The organism is uncultured Paracoccus sp. (assembly GCF_947487305.1).
Lineage (GTDB): Bacteria > Pseudomonadota > Alphaproteobacteria > Rhodobacterales > Rhodobacteraceae > Paracoccus.
The window spans coordinates 85813-105106 of the sequence record NZ_CANKWH010000003.1; the positions used below are offsets into that span (position 1 = coordinate 85813).

Here is a 19294-nt window from a genome sequence, read left to right on the forward strand (position 1 = left end):
GATACAATCATACGGGGAAATTCATGTCCTGGTTCAGCAAGGTCGCCTGGAAGGAAGGGCTGTTTCTGCAGCCCCAGCATCTGCAACAGGCCGACCGCTATCTCGAGAACCTCGTCCGTGCGCGGACTGATGTGATCACGCCCTATCCCTGGGGCGTGGCCGAGATGCAGATCGACCGCGACGTGGCCCAGCAGGGCCGCATCGGGCTGCGCGCCGTCACCGGCATCATGCCCGACGGCACGCCCTTCGATGCGCCCGGCGCCGGACCGCTGCCCGTGGCGGTCGAGGTCCCAGATGATGGCGCCGGCAGCTTCGTCTGGCTGACCCTGCCCGATGTTTCGCCCAATACCCGCGATGCCGCGCCGCTGGACGATCAGGGCGCCACCACCCGCTGGGGCGTGGTGGCCGAGACCGTGGGCGACAGCGCCAGCAGCGCCCGGATCGAGCAGGTGCTGGAACTCGCCGTGCCGCGGCTGGAACTGGTCGTGCGCAAGACGCCCCGGCCCGGCTACCAGAACCTGCGGCTGGCGCGGATCACCGAGGTGCGCGACGGCGTGGTCAGTTTTGACGACACCATCCCGCCGCCGGTGCTGGTGCTGGCAGGGCATCCGCAGGTGCTGGGCTGGCTCACCCGCGTCATCGGCTGGATCGAAGCGCGGCTGGAAACGCTGGCCCGCTATGCCAGCGACCCCTCGGCGGGCGGGGGGATGCAGGCGTCGGATTACCTGATGCTGATGTGCCTCAACCGCGAGATCGGCGTGCTGCGGCATCTGAACAGCATCCATGCCATCCATCCCGAGCGGCTTTACGAGCGGCTGGTGGGCCTCGCCTGCGAGCTGGCCACCTTCGACAATGGCAGCCGTCTGGCGCCGGTCTATGCGGCCTATGATCATGGCGATCTGAAGGCCAGCTTCACCCCCGTGGTGCAGGACATCCAGCGGCTCCTCAGCCGCGACATCGGCCGGGCGATCCGTCTGAAGCTGCGGCAGGTGCGGCAGAACAGCTATATCGCGCAGGTGGACGACCGGAACCTGTTCCGCGAGGCGACCTTCGTGGTCGAGGTGGAAAGCGCCAAGCCGCAGGGTCAGGTGCAGGCGCAGTTCCCGGAACTGTGCAAGGTAGGCCCGAACACGCGGATGAACGAGATCGTCAACAACAACCTGCCGGGCATCCCCCTGCAGCACCTTCCGAACCCGCCCCGGCAGATCCGGGTCCTGTCCTCGAATGTCTATTTCCGGCTGGAAAAGAACGCGGCGCTGTGGCGCGAGTTTTCCACCGCCCCCGCCATCGGGATGCATTTCGCCGGTGATTGGCCCGAGCTGAAGCTCGAGCTTTGGGCCATTCCGGAGAAGGGTTGATGGCCGGGCGCGACGACGAAAAGACGGTCTTCGGCGGCCCTCTGCCGGGCGCAGGCGCGCGCAAGGACCAGACCCGCGCGCCGCAGGGCGACAGCCCGTTTGGCCGCGAGGCACCCGTGCGCGGCATGGATACGGGCGGCGATGACCGCACCGTCATCGGCGGCCCGCTGCCCTTGCCCGGGCGTCCCGGCGCGGGGGGCGGTCAGTCGGGATCGCCCTTCGATCAGCGTCCATCGCCCTCGGACTGGGACCGACCGCGCCCCGCGCCACCATCGCAGGGCTGGCCCGCGCAGCGGCCGGAATCCGGCAATACCTGGATCGGCGGGCCGCAGCAGCCGGCCTATCCGCCGCAGCAGCCCTATCAACCCGCCCAGCAGGGCTGGTCCGGTCAGGCCCCCGGTTATGGCAATATCGGCAGCGCCGCCGGCGGTGATCGCGGCTTTTTCCCCGACATTCCCCGCGACCGTGCCGGGCAGGCCGCGCCGATGCAGGGTCCGAAGATCCCGCTGCAACAGGCGTTGCAGGTCAAGGGTCTGGGCAAGGGCGCCTCGACCAACCCGATCCTTGCCGCCGCCGCGCCGCTGTTGATCCTGCTCGGGCGGCTGCGCACCGGGCTCGTGGAAATGCAGGCCGCGCCGCTGATGGATCACGTCACCCGCGAGATCGACCAGTTCGAGCGCAACCTGCTGTCCCACGGCGTGAACCCGCATGAGGCGGCGGTGTCGAAATACATCCTCTCGGGCACGGCGGACGACATCGTCCAGAACCTGCCCGGCGCGGATCGCGGCGACTGGCTGCAATATTCGATGGTCGCACGCTTCTTCGGCAAGCGCGATTCCGGTGTCGGCTTCTTCCAGGAGACCGAGAAGGCGATGCAGGTGCCGGGGCAATCCTACAACTTGCTGGGCCTGATCCTGACCTGTCTGAACCTTGGTTTCGAGGGCCAGTACCGCACCCTGCCGAATGGCGCGGTGGACCTGTCGCGCATCCGCAATGCCATCTACGAAACCCTGCGCCGGGTGACGCCGCGCCCGGACGAGGATATCGCGGTCACCTGGGCACCGGTGGTGCAGGGCAAGGGCCGGCGCTTCGCCGCCGTCTCAGTGCCGGCGATCCTTGGCGGCGCGGCGATCCTGATCCTGGGCAGCTATGCGCTGCTCTCGACCCTCATCAACCGCGATGGCGCGGCGGCGGCCGAGGCGCTTCGCGCTTTGCATCCCGGCAATGCCATCATCGCCATCGAGCGCACGCCGGGCCCGGTCTATGTCGCCAGCCAGGCGCAGCTGGACCGCATCCGCGAGGCCTTTGCGGCGGAAATCGCCGACGGGCTCATCAGCGTCGATGAGAAAGGCGACTACATCGCCATCCGCGTCGGCAACCAGCTGTTGTTCGACAGCGGCAAATCCGACGTGCGCGAGGAATTTGCCCCGCTGGCCGCCCGCATCACCGAGGTGCTGAATGCCGAGGGCGGGCCGGTGCTGATCCAGGGCTATACCGACAACGTGCCGCTGCGCGGCACCGGGCGGTTCAAGAACAACGAGGAGCTGTCGGCCGCCCGGGCGCAATCCGTGACCGATGCGCTGACCGGCACCATCGACGATGCCGCACGCTTCCGCGTCGAGGGCAAGGGCGAGGCCGACGCGGTGGCTGACAACGCTACCGAGGAGGGCCGGGCGCAGAACCGCCGGGTCGAGATCATGCTGGCCAAGGAGGGAACCTATTGAGGCTGTTCGGCATCATCCCGCTGCCCCGGATGCGTATGCGTAACCAGCCTTGGCTGCGCGCGGTGCTGACGATCGTCGGCCTGATCCTCTTCGCCGTGGCGGTCTGGATCGGCCTGCCGATGACCGGATGGGCCACGGGCGCGACCATCTGGTTCCGTTCCACCGTCATCGGAGTGGTCTGGGGCATCTTCTTCCTCGTCTGGTTCATCCGCTGGCGCCGCCGCGTCCGCGCCGCCCGCGAGATCGAGGCCGCGCTGGTCCCCGAGATCCCCAAGGGCGACGGCAAGGAACTGGCCGAACGGATGGAAACCGCGCTCGCCACGCTGAAGAAATCCGGCGGCGCCTCCTATCTCTACGACCTGCCCTGGTATGTCATCATCGGCCCACCCGGCGCCGGCAAGACCACGGCGCTGGCGAATTCCGGCATCGAGTTCCCGCTGTCGCAGGCCGAGGCGATTTCCGGCTTCGGCGGCACCCGCTATGCCGATTTCTGGTTTTCCGAGGATGCGGTGCTGATCGACACCGCCGGGCGCTATACCACGCAGGACAGCGATGCCGAGGCCGACAAGGCCAGCTGGGACGCCTTCCTTGAGCTGCTGAAGAAATCCCGCCCGAACCGGCCGATCAACGGAATCATCCTGTCCTTCTCGGTCGAGGACATGATGACCGAGGAACCTGCCAGCCTCGCCCGCCATGCCGAGACCGTGCGCGCCCGGCTGGCCGAGGTGCATGAGGTGCTGAAGGTCGATTTCCCGGTCTATGTGATGTTCACCAAGGCCGACCTGATCGCCGGCTTCCGCGAATATTTCGCCTCGTTCAGCCTCAATCGCCGCAAGCTGGTCTGGGGTGCGACCTTCCAGACCGAGGACCGCAAGGCCATCACCGTCGAGGCGGTGCCGGCCGAGTTCGACAAGCTGGTCTCGCGCCTGTCGGACGAGGTGATCGACCGGCTGAACGAGGAACCCGACGGCATTTCCCGAATCGCCATCTTCGGCCTGCCCGGCCAGATGGCGCTCTTGCGCGACAATGTCACCGATTTCCTGCGCCGGGTGTTCGAACCCACGCGCTACAAGTCGAACGCCATCCTGCGCGGCTTCTACTTCACCTCCGGCACGCAAGAGGGCACGCCCATCGATCAGGTGCTGGGGGCGATGAACAAGGCGGGCGGCGGCGTCAGCTTCCAGCCCAGCTTCATGTCCGGCAAGGGCAAAAGCTATTTCATCCACGACCTTCTGCGCCGGGTGATCTTTGCGGAACAGGGCTGGGTCAGCCTCGACCAGAAGGCCGTGCGCCGCTCGATGGTCCTGCGCGGGCTGGCCTTTGGCGCAATCGCGGCGGTGACGCTGGCGGCGCTGACCGGCTTTGGCGTCAGCTATTGGAAGAACTACAGGCTGGTGAACACCGCCGAGGCCGAGACCGCCGCCTATGCCACCGCCGTCTCGCAGGAATTGCAGCGTCAGGTCATCACCGACCCCGACCTGACCCCGGTCCTGCCGCTGCTGAATGATCTGGCCGGCATCCCCGCCGGTCTCGGTCAGCCGGGCTTCTGGGAACGCTTCGGCCTTGGCCAGCGCAGCCGTGTGGTCTCGGCCGCCAAGGACGCCTATTCCGACGCGCTGGAGCGGATGATGCGGCCGCGCATGATCCTTGATCTGGAACAGCAGATCCCGCAGATCATCCGCGATGGCGAGACGACGGCGATCTATCGCGCGCTGAAGGTCTATCTGCTTCTGGGCGGGCAGGGCGAGCGCACCGATGACGATGCGATCAAGACCTGGTTCGACGCCCGTTGGCGCGATCTCTATACCGACCGCGCCGGGATCGACATGCGCGATCAGCTGGGCGGGCATCTGGCCGCGATGCTGGCGATGGACAGCGACCGCAACCTGCTGGTCGATATCGATCAGGCGACGGTCGATGCCGCGCGGCAGGCGATTGCGCAATTGCCGGTCGACGAACAGGCCTATGCCATCCTGCAGGACGGGGTTGCGGCCTCGGGTCTGCCCGACTGGTCGCTGATCGACGCCACCGACCCGAATGGCGACATGGTCTTTGCCACCCGCGACGGCACCGAGCTGGCGAACATGATCGTCCCGGCCATGTATACCTATGAGGGCTTCTGGTCCTATTTCTATCCGGGTCTGGAAGAGGTCGGGCAAAAGCTGCGCGACGATCAATGGGTGCTGGGCGATCTGGCACAGCGGGCCGAGATCGAGGAACGGCTGAACCGTCTCGACCGCGACCTGATGGAACGCTATCGCCGCGATTTCAAATCGGCCTGGGACAAGGTGCTGAACAACCTCGCCCTGACCAATCTCTCGGGCGACAAGCCGCGCTACCAGGTGCTCGAGGCGGCGGTTTCGGCCAGCGCCTCGCCGATCCTCGCGCTGGTCAAGGCGGTGGATGACGAGACCCGGCTGACCCGCGAATTCGAGGGGCTGGACGGGATGACCCCGGAACAGCTTGCCGCGGCGGGCGGTGAGGGCGGCAGTGCCGGCGAGGTGGGCAGCGATGTCGGCAATGCCATCGGCGATCGCATCCGCAGCCGCTCGACCGGGGTGCAGCGCATTCTGCTGGACGCGGCGGCGAACAATGCCAAGTCGCAGACCAGCGCCCTTGGCGGTGCCGGCGGCGGCGGGCAACGCGAAAGCGCCGTGCGCCCGATCGAACTGATCGCCGAGGATTTCGAGAACTGGCACGAGATCCTGCGCGGCGAGGTCGGCAAGCGTCCGATCGACACGCTTCTGGGCAATCTCGGCGCAGTCTGGCAGAACCTGCGGCTGGCCGAGCAGAGCCCCGACCAGTCGGCTGCCGTCCTGCCCTCGCTTCTGAACAGCCTCACCCAGTATAACAGTCAGTTGCCGCAGCAACTGGCCGGACTGGTGAACGAGGCCGAGGGCGATTTCCAGGAGGATGCCAGCGATGCCAGCCTCGAGCAGATGAACCGGGCGCTGGCCGATGACATCACCTTCTTCTGCCGCGAGAACATCACCTCGGCCTATCCCTTCGGCTCCTCAGCGCGCAGCCTGTCGATCGACAATTTCGCCCGCTTCTTCGGACCGGGCGGCGATATGGACCGCTATTTCACCGAATATCTGGAACCCTATGTCGAGCGCAGCCCCGATGGCTTGCGCTATCGTCAGGACAAGCCGCTGGCCGGGCGCATGTCCACCGCCGCGCTCTTGCAATTCCAGCGCGCCGAGATGATCCGTCAGGCCTTCTTCGCCAGCGGCGGCACGACGCCCTCGGTCCAGATCACCGTGACCCAGGTCGATGCCCATCCAACGGTCGACAGCGCCATGCTGTCGATCAATGATGCGATCATCCCCACCGTCACCGGCTCGCTGCCGCAGACGGTGACATGGCCCGGCGCCGGCAAGGCCACGGTGCTGCAGCTCAGCCCGGCGCTGAACACGGCCTCGCAACTGCGTTTCGAGGGCAGCGCCTGGACCTTCATGCAGCTTCTGGATGCGGCAAGCTCTGCCAACCAGACGGGCGACACGCTGCGCGCGACCTTCGTGGTCGGGGGGCGTTCGATTACCTACGATTTCACCATCAACGCGGTGAAGAATCCCTTTACCATGGCCGAACTGCGACAGTTCGAGTGCCCGCAAAGCCTCGAATAGGGAAACAGGAGCGGCGATGGCGGCACCCGGCATCTATGGCAAGCATCCCGGCTTCGGCGATTTCATCTCGGCCGGGTTGCCGGAGCTGGCCGATCGCGAACTGGTGCCGTGGATGACCGGTATTCTGGCCGAGACCCGCGACGGGCTGCGCGAGGACTGGGAGCCTGCCTGGGACGCGGCCCTGCCGCTGCGCTTCTGGATCGGCGGCGCGATCTGGGGCGGGCCGCATCTGCAGGGTGTCGCACGGCCAAGCCGCGACCGGGTCGGGCGCCGCTTTCCGCTGATCGTCGTGGCCGAGACCGCCGATGCGCCGCCGGTGCAGCAGCCGGATCAGAACTTCTACGAGGTGATCGAGACCGCGCTGGCGGGCGAGGTGCCCTCGGCCGGCGCGTTGCGCGAGCAACTGGCGGCACTCTTGGGTGACACAACAGGGGCGGTGGATGCGGCACCGGCAGCGACCTTCTGGGCCGCCAATCCGGCGCTGGACGTGGCCGACCTGCTGGACCAGATCGAGGCCACCGACCGGCTGCGGGCGGCGGCGGCGCGCAGCTATTGGTGGACAGGAGCGACCGAGGGGCGCGCCAGCGCCGTGCTGGCCTGCGACGGGCTGCCGCGTGCCGGGGAGCTCGCCTGGCTTCTGGCCGGTGTGCCGGCGGGAACGCGGGTCGGGATCGCGACCCCGTTGCAAATGCCGCCGGCAGAGCCGAGGCTGGTGGCGAACAGCGAGGACAGCAATGCCGGGCGACAGTGATCTTTTCCTCTTCGACACCGGCGCCGGCAGCGATACCGGCCGGCTGCGCGAGCATAACGAGGACAGCTATCTCAGTCTGCCCTCTGCCGGGGTTTGGGTGGTTGCCGACGGCATGGGCGGGCATCAGGCAGGCGATGTCGCCAGCGCCATCATCACCAGCGAGATCGAGAGCATCGGCGTGCCGGTCTCGGCCCAGGACCAGCGCGCCCGTGTGTCCGAGCGGCTGGACCGCGCGCATCACCGCATTCTCGCCCGTTCGGCCGAGATGGGGAACGTCACCATCGGCGCCACCGTCGTCGCGCTGCTGATCCACGAGGCGGGCTTCGTCTGCCTCTGGGCCGGTGACAGCCGCATCTACCTGATGCGGCAAGGCCGGCTGTCGCGGCTGACCGTGGATCACAGCGAAGTACAGGAGCTGCTGTCCTCGGGCATGATCAGCGAGGACGAGGCCCGGCACTGGCCGCGCAAAAACGTCATCACTCGCGCCATCGGCATCCATGACGGGCCGAATTACGAGGCCGTCACCGGCAGCGTGCAGCAGGGAGATGTCTTCCTGCTCTGCAGCGACGGGCTGACAGAGCATCTGCGCGACGAGGAACTGGCCGAGGTGTTGGCCAGCGACCGCGCCACAGCGCAGCAGATGGTCGACCACCTGATCGACGAGACCCTGCGGCGCGGCGCGCGTGACAACGTCACCTGCCTTGCCGTCCGTTGCCTGCCCCGCGGGGGCGAGGGGTTTGACCTTTGACTGGCGCATCCGACCAGGAGCCTGAGAACGACGGGGATCGCACCCGGATCACCCCGGCGCCCGCACCGGGGGAGGAGCGGACCCGGCTGTCAGAGCGACCGTTGCCGACTCGCTCCGCCGCCGCCCCCTTGCCCGAGGTTTCGCTGCAGGGCCCGCTGGTGGCCAGTCGCGTGGTCGAGGCGGGGGTGCTGATCAACAACAATTACCGCATCCAGCGGATGCTGTCCGCCGGCGGCATGGGCGAGGTCTACAAGGCCGAGAACGTCTTCACCGGCGACCCGGTGGCGGTCAAGATCGTGCTGCCGAGCCTTGCCAGCGATGACGGCATCATCCAGCTGTTCAAGCGCGAGGCCCGCATCCTCGGCCAGCTGAACGACAGCGCCATCGTGCGCTACCACAATTTCGTGCTGGATCAGGGTCTGAACCGCTATTGCCTGATCATGGAATATATCGATGGCAATACGCTGTGGGACCAGGTCGACAGCTATGGGCCGATCCCCGGCAATGCGGCGCTGCACCTGATCGGGCGCCTGTCCGAAGGTCTGGCCAAGGCCCATGCGCGGGGCGTCACCCATCGCGACCTCTCGCCCGACAACGTGATGCTGCGCGGCAACCGCATCGAGGACGCGGTGCTGATCGATTTCGGCATTGCCCGGGCGGTGGATTTCGGCGAGGGCACGCTGGCCGGGCGCTTTGCCGGCAAGTTCAAATATGTCTCGCCCGAACAACTGGGCCATTACGGCGGCGAGATCGGTCCGGCGGCCGATATCTATGGCATGGCGCTGATGGTTTCCGCCGTGCTGCGCGGCAAGGCGCTGGACATGGGCAGTTCGGCAGTCGAGGCGGTCGAGGCGCGGCGCGGCATTCCCGACCTCTCGGGCCTGCCGCACGAGATCTATCCGCTGTTGCAATACATGCTGGAACCCGATCCGCGGGCGCGGCCGGCCTCGATGGAAGACGTGGCGCTGATGGCCGAGGACCCGACGCGCATTCCCCTGCGCTACCGGATGCCGCTCTGGGGCGGGCAGGGGGCCGGGGATCGCGCGACCACCGGCGCCTTGACCGGCCCGATCTCGGTCCATGGGGTCGAAACCACCTCTGACAGCCCTTTCGGCCCGCTGTCGCCGCCGGAGGACGCTCGGCCCCCAGAGCCCCAGCCGCGCCGCAAGCCGCCGCTTGTGCCGTTGGCCGCCGCTGCCGTGGTGGCCGGTCTGGGTCTTGGCGGATGGATGATTCTCGGCGGCGGTGACACGCCACCGCCCGAGCCGGCGATCGTGGGCGGCAACGAGACCCCGCCCGACGCGGCGATGGTCCTGCCCGCACGCGACCTCACCACGCGCGAGGGCTTTCTGGCCAGCTATGACCTTGGAACCTGCGCGCAGGTGCAGCGGGTCGCCTCGGGTCTCGATGCCGGCAAGCTGGCAGCGGTCGCGGACCGGGTGCTCGATACCGAGCCGCTGGTCGGTGCCTATGACACGGCCTTCGGCACCCGCCCCGAGGTGATCGCCAGCCGCATCGATCCCGCGCAATGCGCCGCCGCCGATTTCGTCCGCGCGCTGCAAGGCCGGGCCGAGCCGCCGCCGGTCCTGTCGCTGGATGCGCCCAGCCTGCCGGTCGGCGGCACGGTCGCGGGCCGGGTGCGCGAGGCGCAGGGGCGCAGCATCTGGCTGTTTCTGGTTGCTGCCGACGGGGGCTTGCACGACCTCTCCTCGCGGCTCGTGCCGCAGGCGGATGGCAGCTTCACCTTCAGCTTTGGCCTCGCGCTGCAGGATCTGACGGCCGCCAGCCCGCAACTGATCGTGGCTCTGGCCAGCCGCAATCCGCTGGTCGCGCCCACCACCATCGCCGCCGCCGCCCCGGTGGCGACGGCGCTGCCGCAGGTGCTGGACGAGATCACCAAGACCGGCGGATTTGCCGCAGCCGATCTGGCTTTCTTCGCGCTGACTCCACCCGATACCGGGACTATTCCCGAGAACTGACCGGCGCGAAGGCAGCCCGGAAGCAGAAAGTCCGGCGCTTTTGCTGCGCTGCGGCGATTGTCATGAAACTGTCACGAGATGGTCGCATAAGCGTCACCACGGGGGGCTAGGTCACGAGACAAGCCGATTCTGGCTCCGCATTGAAGATCAGGAGAGATCCATGAAATCCGTCAAACTCGCCGTTTCGTCGCTGGCGCTCATCGCCGCCTCGGCCGGCATCGCCGCCGCGCGCGATCAGGTTCAGGTGTCCGGTTCCTCGACCGTGCTGCCCTATGCCACCATCGTGGCCGAGGCCTTTGCCGAGAACATGGGCATGCCGGCGCCGGTGGTCGAGGGCGGTGGCTCCTCGGCGGGGCTCAAGCAGTTCTGCGAGGGCGTGGGCGAGAACACCATCGACATCGCCAATGCCAGCCGCCAGATCAAGCCGGCCGAGATCGAGACCTGCAAGGCCAATGGCGTGACGAACATCATCGAGGTTCGCATCGGCTATGACGGCATCGTCTTTGCCAGCGACGTGAACGGTAACGAGTTCGCTTTTACCCCGGCTGACTGGTTCAAGGCGATCGGCGCCAACCAGGTGGTCGACGGCAAATCCGCGCCGAACGTCAACGAGACCTGGGCGCAGGTGAACCCGGAGCTGCCGGACCAGCCGATCCTGGCCTTCATCCCCGGCACCAAGCACGGCACCCGCGAAGTCTTCGAGGAAAAGGTGATCCTGAAGGGCTGCGAGGATAGCGGTGCGATGGAGGTCTTTGCGGCCGAGAACGGCGGCGACGAGGACAAGGCCGAGGAACTGTGCCTTGCGATCCGCACTGACGGCAAATCGGTCGATATCGATGGCGATTACACCGAAACGCTGGCCCGCATCGAAAGCGACAAGAACGGCATCGGCGTCTTCGGCCTGTCCTTCTACGAGAACAACACCGACAAGCTGAAAGTGGCGACCATGTCGGGTGTTGCGCCCTCGACCGAGACCATTGCCTCGGGCGATTACCCGGTCTCGCGCCCGCTCTACTTCTACGTCAAGAAGGACCATATCGGCACCATTCCGGGCCTGAAGGAATTCGCCGAATTCTTCGTCGCCGACGAGGTTGCCGGTCCCGATGGCCCGCTGGCCGAATATGGCCTGGTCTCGGACCCGGAACTGGCTGCGGTCCAGCAAACTGTTGCCGATGAAGTGACGCTGCCCTGATCCGAACCGGGACAGGCGGGGCCAAGCGGTCCCGCCTGTCCCACCCCGTCACGCTGCCCGGAAGGCCCGCATGTCGATCCTCTCCCTCACCCTGATCCTGCTGGCGCTCGCGGCCCTGGGCTATGTGCTCGGTTCGCGCCGGGCTTTGGCCGCGACCGGCGGCGATGCCCGCAAGCTGCATTCCCGCCCGGTCTATCACGGCTGGAACGTGGCGCTGCTGGCCGTCGTGCCGGCGCTTCTGGCGCTGATCGTCGGGCTGCTGGTTCTTGGCCCATCGGCCGCGCTGGCCCCCGCCGTTCTGGTCCTCGCGCTGGCCGGCGCCGGCTGGGGCCTTAGCCGCATCAGCGCCGAGTTCCGCGCCCGCAACCGGGTCGAGACCATCCTGCGCGGGCTGCTGATCCTCTGCTCGACCATTGCCGTGCTGACCACCATCGGCATCGTGCTGTCCCTGGTCTTCGAATCCGCCGGCTTCTTCCGCCTCTATCCGTGGCAGGAGTTCTTCTTCGGCACCGAATGGACCCCGGCCTTTCAAGGCAATTCCAAGCTCGGCGTGCTGCCGCTTCTCTGGGGCACGCTCTATATCAGCCTGATCGCGCTCTTGGTCGCGGTGCCCATCGGCCTGTTCGCCGCCATCTACATGTCCGAATATGCCGGCCCGCGCGTCCGCTCGCTGGTGAAACCGGCGATCGAGATCCTCGCCGGCATCCCGACCATCGTCTATGGCCTCTTCGCGCTTGTTACTGTCGGCCCACTTCTGCGCGACTGGATCGCGCAGCCGGCGGGTCTGGGTGACAGCGCCTCGTCGGTGATGACCGCCGGGCTGGTCATGGGGATCATGCTGATCCCCTTCGTCAGCTCGCTCTCGGACGACATCATCAACGCCGTGCCGCAATCCCTGCGCGATGCCAGCCTCGGCCTCGGCTCGACCCAGTCCGAGACCATCACCAAGGTCGTGCTGCCCGCCGCCCTGCCGGGCATCGTCGGCGCCATCCTGCTGGCCGCCAGCCGCGCCATCGGCGAGACGATGATCGTGGTGCTGGGCGCCGGCGCCATGGCCCAGATCAGCGGCAACCCCTTCGAGGCGATGACCACCATCACCACCCGGATCGTGGCGCAGCTGACCGGCGACAATGACTTTGCCAGCCCGGAAACGCTGGTGGCCTTCGCCCTCGGGCTGACGCTGTTCGTCATCACCTTGGCCCTCAACGTTCTGGCGCTCTACATCGTGCGCAAATACCGCGAGCAATACGAATGACCGATCTGACGCATCTGCCCGCCCCCGCGACCGCGCCGCAAAAGCAGTCGCTGATGGTCGCCGACCCGAACACCCGCCGCCGCCACCGGGCCGAGGCGCGGTTCAAGGCCTATGGCATCGGCGCCATCCTGATCGCGCTGGCGGCGCTGGTCTTTCTGCTGGCCACCGTCTTCCGCGACGGCTCGGGCGCCTTCCAGCAGACCTATGTCAGCCTGCCGGTGACACTGTCCGCCGATGTCGTCGACCCCAAGGGCAACCGCGACCCGGCCGAGATGTCCAAGGTGCTGACCATGTCCTATGGCAAGCTTCTGGACCAGGCGCTGACCGACTGGATGGCCGCCAATGACGTGACCATCGACGGGCTGAAGAAATCCGACCTCAAGGGCTTCATCTCGGGCCAGGCCTCGGCTGATCTTCGGGACGCCGTGCTGGCGGATCCGGCGCTGGTCGGCCAGTCGCTCGAGATCACCGCGCTGGCCTCGTCCCGCGTCGACGGCATGTTCAAGGGCCGCGTCACCGACGAATCGGCGGCGATCGATTCCAAGACCTCGCCCGAACAGGTGGCACTGGCCCGCGCCATGGCCGAGAAGGGCGCACTCGATACCCGCTTCAACCCCGATTTCATTACAAATCCCGACGCTTCCGAGACCCGCGCCGAGGCCGCCGGCCTTGGCGTCGCCATCATCGGCTCGCTTTACATGATGCTGATCGTGCTGGTCCTGTCGCTGCCCATCGGCGTTGCCGCCTCGATCTATCTCGAGGAATTCGCGCCGAAGAACCGCTGGACCGACATCATCGAGGTGAACATCTCGAACCTCGCCGCCGTGCCGTCCATCGTCTACGGCATCCTCGGCCTTGCCGCCTTCATCAACTTCATGGGCCTGCCGCGCTCGGCCCCCATCGTCGGCGGGCTGGTGCTGACGCTGATGACGCTGCCCACCATCATCATCGCCACCCGCGCCGCGCTGAAGGCGGTGCCGCCCTCGATCCGCGATGCGGCGCTGGGGGTGGGCGCCTCGAAGATGCAGACGGTGTTCCACCACGTCCTGCCGCTCGCGATGCCCGGCATCCTGACCGGCACCATCATCGGCCTGGCCCATGCGCTTGGCGAGACCGCGCCGCTTCTGCTGATCGGCATGGTGGCCTTCGTGCAGGACATCCCCTCGGCTCCGCCGGCGGGTCTCTTCGAGCCCTCTTCGGCCCTGCCGGTGCAGATCTACAACTTTACCCGCCGCGCCGATCCGGCCTTCTTCGAGCGGGCTTCGGGCGCGATCATCGTGCTGTTGGTCTTCCTTCTCTGCATGAACCTGCTGGCGATCTATCTGCGCCGCAAATTCGAGCGCCGTTGGTAACGGAGCCGAGGAATGAATATGATGAACCAGATGCGACTGGCGGAGAACGCCGTGACCCAGAACGACAGCAAGATCTCGGCCCGCGATGTGCAGGTCTGGTACGGTGACAAGCACGCCATCAAGGATGTCAGCGTCGAGATCCTCGACAAGACCGTGACCGCCTTCATCGGCCCCTCGGGCTGCGGCAAGTCCACCTTCCTGCGCTGCATCAACCGGATGAACGACACCATCCCCATCGCCCGGATCGAAGGCACGATCCGGCTGGATGGCGAGGATATCTATGACCGCCGCGTCGATCCGGTGCAGTTGCGCGCCAAGGTCGGCATGGTGTTCCAGAAGCCGAACCCCTTCCCGAAATCGATCTATGACAATGTGGCCTATGGCCCCCGCATCCACGGCCTCGCCCGCAACCGGGCCGAACTGGATGCCATTGTCGAGAAATCGCTGCGCGGTGCCGCGCTCTGGAACGAGGTCAAGGACCGGCTGAACGAGCCGGGCACCGGCCTTTCGGGCGGTCAGCAGCAACGGCTCTGCATCGCCCGCGCCGTCGCCACCTCGCCCGAGGTGCTGTTGATGGACGAGCCCTGTTCGGCGCTCGACCCGATCGCCACCGGGCAGGTCGAAGAGCTGATCGACCAGCTGCGGCAGGAATTTTCTGTGGTCATCGTCACCCATTCGATGCAGCAGGCCGCCCGCGTCAGCCAGAAGACCGCCTTCTTCCACTTGGGCAACCTGGTCGAATATGGCGATACCGACGACATCTTCACCCGGCCGCAGGACCCGCGGACGGAATCCTATATCACGGGCCGGATCGGCTGAGGCGACAGGGGCAGACCACATGAACCGCGACAAGCATATTTCCTCGGCCTTCGACCGCGATCTGGAAACCATTCAGGCCCTGGTGGTGAAGATGGGCGGGATGGTCGAAAGCGCCATCTCGGACGGGGCCAGCGCGCTGATGAACCGCGACGAGGACCTGGCCGACGAGGTGCGCCGCCGCGACAAGGCCATCGATGCGCTGGAAGCCCAGATCAACGAGGACAGCGCCCGTCTGATCGCGCTCCGCGCCCCCACCGCCACCGATCTGCGGCTGGTCCTGTCGGTCATCAAGATCGCCGCCAGCCTCGAGCGGGTGGGCGATTACGCCAAGAACATGGCCAAGCGCACCCATGTGCTGGCGCAGATGCCGCAGATCGCCGGATCGGGCATTGCGCTGAAGCGCATGGCCGCGACGGTGGAAAAGATGCTCTCGGATGCGCTGGACAGCTATATCCAGCGCGATGCCGATCTGGCCGGCGACGTGCGCGCCCGCGATCTGGAAGTTGACCAGATGTACAACGCGCTCTTCCGCGAGTTCCTGACCCATATGATGGAGGACCCGCGCAACATCACCGCCTGCATGCACCTGCATTTCATCGCCAAGAACATCGAGCGCATGGGCGATCATGCCACCGCCATCGCCGAACAGGTTATCTATCTTGTGACCGGCGAACTGCCCGATGACAGCCGCCCCAAGGATAACCGCGTGCCGCCTGCCGATGCGGTGGCGCTGCCGGGCGAGGGCTGAGCCGATGGCGTCGCAACAGACCCCGCTGGTGCTGGTGGTCGAGGACGAGGGGGCGCAGCGCGAGGTGCTGCGCTACAATCTCGAGGCCGAGGGCTTCGGCGTCGCCATGGCCGAGAATGGCGATGAGGCGCTGCTGTTGGTGGCCGAAGAGATGCCCGACCTGATCGTGCTCGACTGGATGCTCCCGAATGTCTCGGGGATCGAGATCTGCCGCCGGCTGAAGGCCGATCCGGCGACCCGGCCCATTCCGATCATCATGCTCTCTGCCCGCAGCGAAGAGGTCGACCGGGTGCGCGGGCTGGAAACCGGCGCCGATGATTACGTGGTGAAACCCTATTCCGTCGTCGAGTTGATGGCGCGGCTGCGCACGCAACTGCGCCGCACCCGTCCGGCCACGATGGGCGAGCGGCTGAGCTACGAGGACATCATCCTCGACGCTGCCGAGCACCGGGTCTTCCGCGCCGGTCAGGCCCTGCATCTCGGCCCGACCGAGTTCCGCCTGCTCTCGACGCTGATGGAGAAGCCGGGCCGGGTCTGGACGCGCGAGCAGCTTCTGGACCGGGTCTGGGGCCGCGACATCTATGTCGACACCCGCACCATCGACGTGCATGTGGGCCGCTTGCGCAAGGCGCTGATGCAGAACGGCGGTGACAACCCCGTCCGCACCGTGCGCGGCGCGGGGTATGCGCTGGGGTAGCGACTCACGCTAGCAGACCCCGCCCGATGCGCGGGACGCCGTCCCGCCGGGCGAGCGCCTGCCCTGTGCTGTTTCCCGTTCACGCCCTGTGCACCGGCTGTGCACGCCCTGTGCAGGCGTTTTCCCAGCATTTGCTGGCCCAATCGCCCCTCACCCCGCGCCTGTTGCACGAACCACCGCGCTGCTGTTGCGCGGCGAGCCTACCGCCCCAACAGCATCAAGCTCAGCGCCGGAACCGCCGCGATGACCGCCAGCCCGATCAGGCTGGTCAGCAGGAACGGCAGCGCCCCCCGCGCCACCTTTTCCAGCGGCAGCCGGGTGATGTTCGCCGCGACATAGAGGTTGATCCCGACCGGAGGGGTGATCAGCCCGATGGCCAGGTTGACCATGACCAGCACGCCGAACCAGACCGGGTCCCAGCCCAGTTCCCGCGCCACCGGCAGGAAGATCGGCAGGCAGATGAACATGATGGTGATCGCGTCCATGAACATGCCGCAGATCAGCAGCACCAGCATGATGACCCCGAGGATCACCCATTCGTTCGACGAGAGGCCCAGCAAAGCGCCGGAATAGGTGCCGACCAGATCATCCACCGTCACCACCCAGCCGAAGAGCCCGGCATAGGCCACGACCAGCATCACCACCGAAGACGAGGCGGCGGAATCGGTCAGCGCGGCCATCAGCCCGGACCAGTTCAGCGTGCGATAGGCCAAGGCGCCGACGGCCAGCGCATAGACCGAGGCGACGATGGCGGCCTCGGTCGGGGTGAAGATGCCGGAATAGATCCCGCCAAGGATCACCACCGGCGTCATCAGCCCCCAGAAACTGTCCAGAAAACAGCGCCACAGCCGCGCGCCATAGCCGAGGCCCGGATAGGGCGGCGGCACCAATGCGCGGGTCGCCGCAGCATCGCCGACGCGTCCGAAGGGCAGGGCGCAGAGCATCAGCGCACCGCAGACCAGCCCCGGGATGATCGCCGCAATGAACAGGTCCGCGATCGAGGTCTCGGCCAGCACGCCATAGATGACCAGCCCGATCGAGGGCGGAATGACGATCGACAAGGCCGCCCCGGTGCAGACCAGCCCGGCGGCAAAGGCCTTGGAGAACCCGTCCTCCTCCATCGAGCGGATGATCATCGGCCCGATGGCCGCGACCGAGGCCGGGCCCGAGCCGCTGACCGCGCCCCAGAAGAGGCAGACCACCGTGCCCACAAGTCCCATGCCGCCCGGCAGATCGCCCACCAGCACGCGGAAAAAGCGGATCATCCGGTCGGCAATGCCGAGCCGGCCCATCAGGTTGCCGGCAAGGATGAAGAAGGGGATCGCCAGCAGCGAGAATTTTGCAATGCCTGCCGTCAGCAGGTCGCCCACGAGGTCGAGGCCGAAGCCCAGCTGCCACATGGCGACCAGTGCCGAGAGGCCGAGCGCGAAGGCCACCGGCACCCGCAAGATCAGGAACAGGAAGAACAGCCCTACCATCAGGCTGCCGGAACCGATCTCACCCATCACGTTCAGGCCCCCGGACCAGCGCCTGCACATAGCGGACCAGCACCAGCGCAAAGCCAAGCGGCACCGCCGCCGAATACCACCAGAGCGGCAGGTTCAGCGCATAGCTGGTCATGCCGGTCCGGATCTGGTTCTGCACCAGCCCGATGGTGAACCAGACCGAGGCCACAAGCAGCGCGGCCGACAGCGCCCCGGCCAGCCAGATCACCGCGCGGCGGGCGGGCGGGGGCAGCAGGTCGGAAATCAGTTCCACCGCCAGATGCTCGCCCCGCCGCGCCGCGATGGCGGCGCCGAAGACGGTCAGCAGCACGAAGCCGCCGGTCAGCAATTCCTCGGTCGCGGCAAAGCTATGGCTGGTGCCATAGCGCACGACGATATTGGCAAAGCCAAGCGCGGTCATGCCCAGCAGCAGAACCGCGCAGACGATCTTCTCGAAATCGTCGATCAGGCGCATTCAGTTCGCCGCGTTCGCTTCGTCGGTGAACAGCTTCACGATATCCGCGCCGACCTTCTCCGACCATTTGTCGAAGCTGGGCTTGGTCGCGTCCTTGAAGGCCTGCAACTCCTCGGGGGTCAGTTCCGTGACCTCCATGCCCTGTTCCTTCAGATAGGCGATGCCCTCGTCGGTGGCCTTGCGGCTGATCTCGATCTGATAGGCCATGGCCTCGTCGGCGGCCTTCTGGAACTGCGCCTGCGTGGCCTCGTCCATCGCGTCCCAGCGGGTCTGGGCGATGCCGAGAAACAGCGGGTCATAGCTGTAATGCCAGGGCGTGATGTACTTCTGCACCTCGTAGACGCGCTGCGGGATGATCACCGCGCCGATCGGGTTTTCCTGCCCGTCGACCACGCCCTGCTGCAGCGCCGGGAAGGTTTCAGACCATTGCATCTGCTGCGGATTGGCGCCGAGATCGGTCATGACGTCGATATACATCGGCCCGGCGACGCGCATCTTCAGCCCGGCCATGTCGGCGGGGGTCTTGATCGGGCGTTTCGAGTTCGTCACCTCGCGGAAACCGTTCTCGCCCCAGGCCAGCACCTTGATTCCGTGCCCGGCCATGATTTCTTCCATCTTGTCGCCGGCGGCACCCTGCGTCGTGCGGTCGACGGCGGCGTAATCGGCATAGAGATAGGGCAGCGAGAAGGCGGCCATTTCCGGGGCCAGCGGCGTCACGTTGATGGCCGAGGTCAGCACCAGGTCGATGGCACCGCGGCCGGTCATCTCGGCCTGCTTCATCTGGTCGCCGCCGGCCAACTGGGCATTGGGGAAGACCCGAACGTCATAGGCGCCGCCGGTTTCCGCGGCCAGCAATTCGCCGAACTTCTCGGCCCCCTGCTGCCAGGTGGTGGTGTCGCCGACATTGTGGGACAGGCGCAGCGTCTCCGCCGCGGCGGGCAAAGCAAGGGCCAGCGCGGTGGTCGCGGCCAGAACCAGTTTCGTATACATTGTTTTCCTCCTCCTCGTCTTCTTGCGCTGTTGATTGCAGATTGCGCAGGCTCGCGCAAGTTGCCCGCGTGTCCGTTTTTGCCTGCCTCCACAGGA

General features: G+C 66.7%; 15 protein-coding genes. 12 read left to right on the forward strand and 3 right to left on the reverse strand.

What is annotated here, in order from left to right; genetic code table 11:
* Positions 1–23 precede the first annotated feature (23 nt).
* The 12 genes from tssK to phoB all read left to right on the forward strand — a co-directional run bounded on the left by tssK (position 24) and on the right by phoB (position 16249).
* On the forward strand, positions 24–1358 hold the full coding sequence (gene tssK, locus Q1A36_RS05095; protein WP_299840665.1) for a type VI secretion system baseplate subunit TssK: 1335 nt from the start codon (positions 24–26) through the stop codon (positions 1356–1358).
* Complete coding sequence (gene tssL / locus Q1A36_RS05100) at positions 1358–3082, forward strand: type VI secretion system protein TssL, long form (protein WP_299840667.1); 1725 nt, start codon at positions 1358–1360, stop codon at positions 3080–3082. The genes tssK and tssL overlap by 1 nt, the downstream gene beginning before the upstream one ends.
* Entirely contained in the window at positions 3079–6708 is a 3630-nt protein-coding gene (tssM, locus tag Q1A36_RS05105) for a type VI secretion system membrane subunit TssM (protein WP_299840669.1), read from the forward strand. Before tssL ends, tssM begins: the two co-directional genes overlap by 4 nt.
* 16 nt (positions 6709–6724) lie before the next feature.
* Positions 6725–7459 carry a type VI secretion system-associated protein TagF gene (tagF, locus tag Q1A36_RS05110; protein WP_299840671.1) on the forward strand — a complete coding sequence of 245 codons (735 nt, stop codon included), beginning with the start codon at positions 6725–6727 and terminating at the stop codon, positions 7457–7459.
* Positions 7443–8207, forward strand: a complete 765-nt coding sequence (locus Q1A36_RS05115; protein ID WP_299840673.1) for a protein phosphatase 2C domain-containing protein — start codon at positions 7443–7445, stop codon at positions 8205–8207. Before tagF ends, Q1A36_RS05115 begins: the two co-directional genes overlap by 17 nt.
* Before the next feature lie 128 nt (positions 8208–8335).
* A complete protein-coding gene (locus Q1A36_RS05120; RefSeq protein WP_299840675.1) occupies positions 8336–10186 on the forward strand; it encodes a serine/threonine-protein kinase in 1851 nt (616 codons plus the stop codon).
* A 160-nt stretch (positions 10187–10346) separates the two neighbouring features.
* Positions 10347–11378, forward strand: a complete 1032-nt coding sequence (locus Q1A36_RS05125) for a substrate-binding domain-containing protein (RefSeq protein ID WP_299840677.1) — start codon at positions 10347–10349, stop codon at positions 11376–11378.
* Positions 11379–11448: 70 nt separating this feature from the next.
* Complete coding sequence (gene pstC, locus Q1A36_RS05130; RefSeq protein ID WP_299840679.1) at positions 11449–12633, forward strand: phosphate ABC transporter permease subunit PstC; 1185 nt, start codon at positions 11449–11451, stop codon at positions 12631–12633.
* Positions 12630–13985 carry a phosphate ABC transporter permease PstA gene (gene pstA / locus Q1A36_RS05135; protein WP_299840682.1) on the forward strand — a complete coding sequence of 452 codons (1356 nt, stop codon included), beginning with the start codon at positions 12630–12632 and terminating at the stop codon, positions 13983–13985. The genes pstC and pstA overlap by 4 nt, the downstream gene beginning before the upstream one ends.
* An 18-nt stretch (positions 13986–14003) precedes the next feature.
* Complete coding sequence (pstB, locus tag Q1A36_RS05140) at positions 14004–14804, forward strand: phosphate ABC transporter ATP-binding protein PstB (RefSeq protein ID WP_299841115.1); 801 nt, start codon at positions 14004–14006, stop codon at positions 14802–14804.
* 19 nt (positions 14805–14823) lie between these two features.
* The gene (phoU, locus tag Q1A36_RS05145; RefSeq protein WP_101752955.1) at positions 14824–15552 is read left to right on the forward strand and encodes a phosphate signaling complex protein PhoU; all 729 of its coding nucleotides are present in this window, start codon (positions 14824–14826) and stop codon (positions 15550–15552) included.
* 4 nt (positions 15553–15556) lie between these two features.
* Positions 15557–16249: a phosphate regulon transcriptional regulator PhoB gene (gene phoB, locus Q1A36_RS05150; RefSeq protein WP_299840687.1), complete on the forward strand. Its 693-nt coding sequence runs from the start codon at positions 15557–15559 to the stop codon at positions 16247–16249.
* 200 nt (positions 16250–16449) lie between these two features.
* Here the strand turns inward: phoB and Q1A36_RS05155 are convergent, their stop codons facing one another.
* From Q1A36_RS05155 to Q1A36_RS05165, 3 genes are read right to left on the reverse strand one after another with little or no spacing between them, the layout of a single operon-like run.
* On the reverse strand, positions 16450–17754 hold the full coding sequence (locus Q1A36_RS05155; RefSeq protein ID WP_299840689.1) for a TRAP transporter large permease: 1305 nt from the start codon (positions 17752–17754) through the stop codon (positions 16450–16452).
* Positions 17747–18208, reverse strand: coding sequence for a TRAP transporter small permease (locus Q1A36_RS05160; RefSeq protein WP_299840691.1), 462 nt, complete (start codon positions 18206–18208; stop codon positions 17747–17749). Before Q1A36_RS05160 ends, Q1A36_RS05155 begins: the two co-directional genes overlap by 8 nt.
* Positions 18209–19198, reverse strand: coding sequence for a DctP family TRAP transporter solute-binding subunit (locus Q1A36_RS05165; RefSeq protein ID WP_299840693.1), 990 nt, complete (start codon positions 19196–19198; stop codon positions 18209–18211).
* Positions 19199–19294 lie beyond the last annotated feature (96 nt).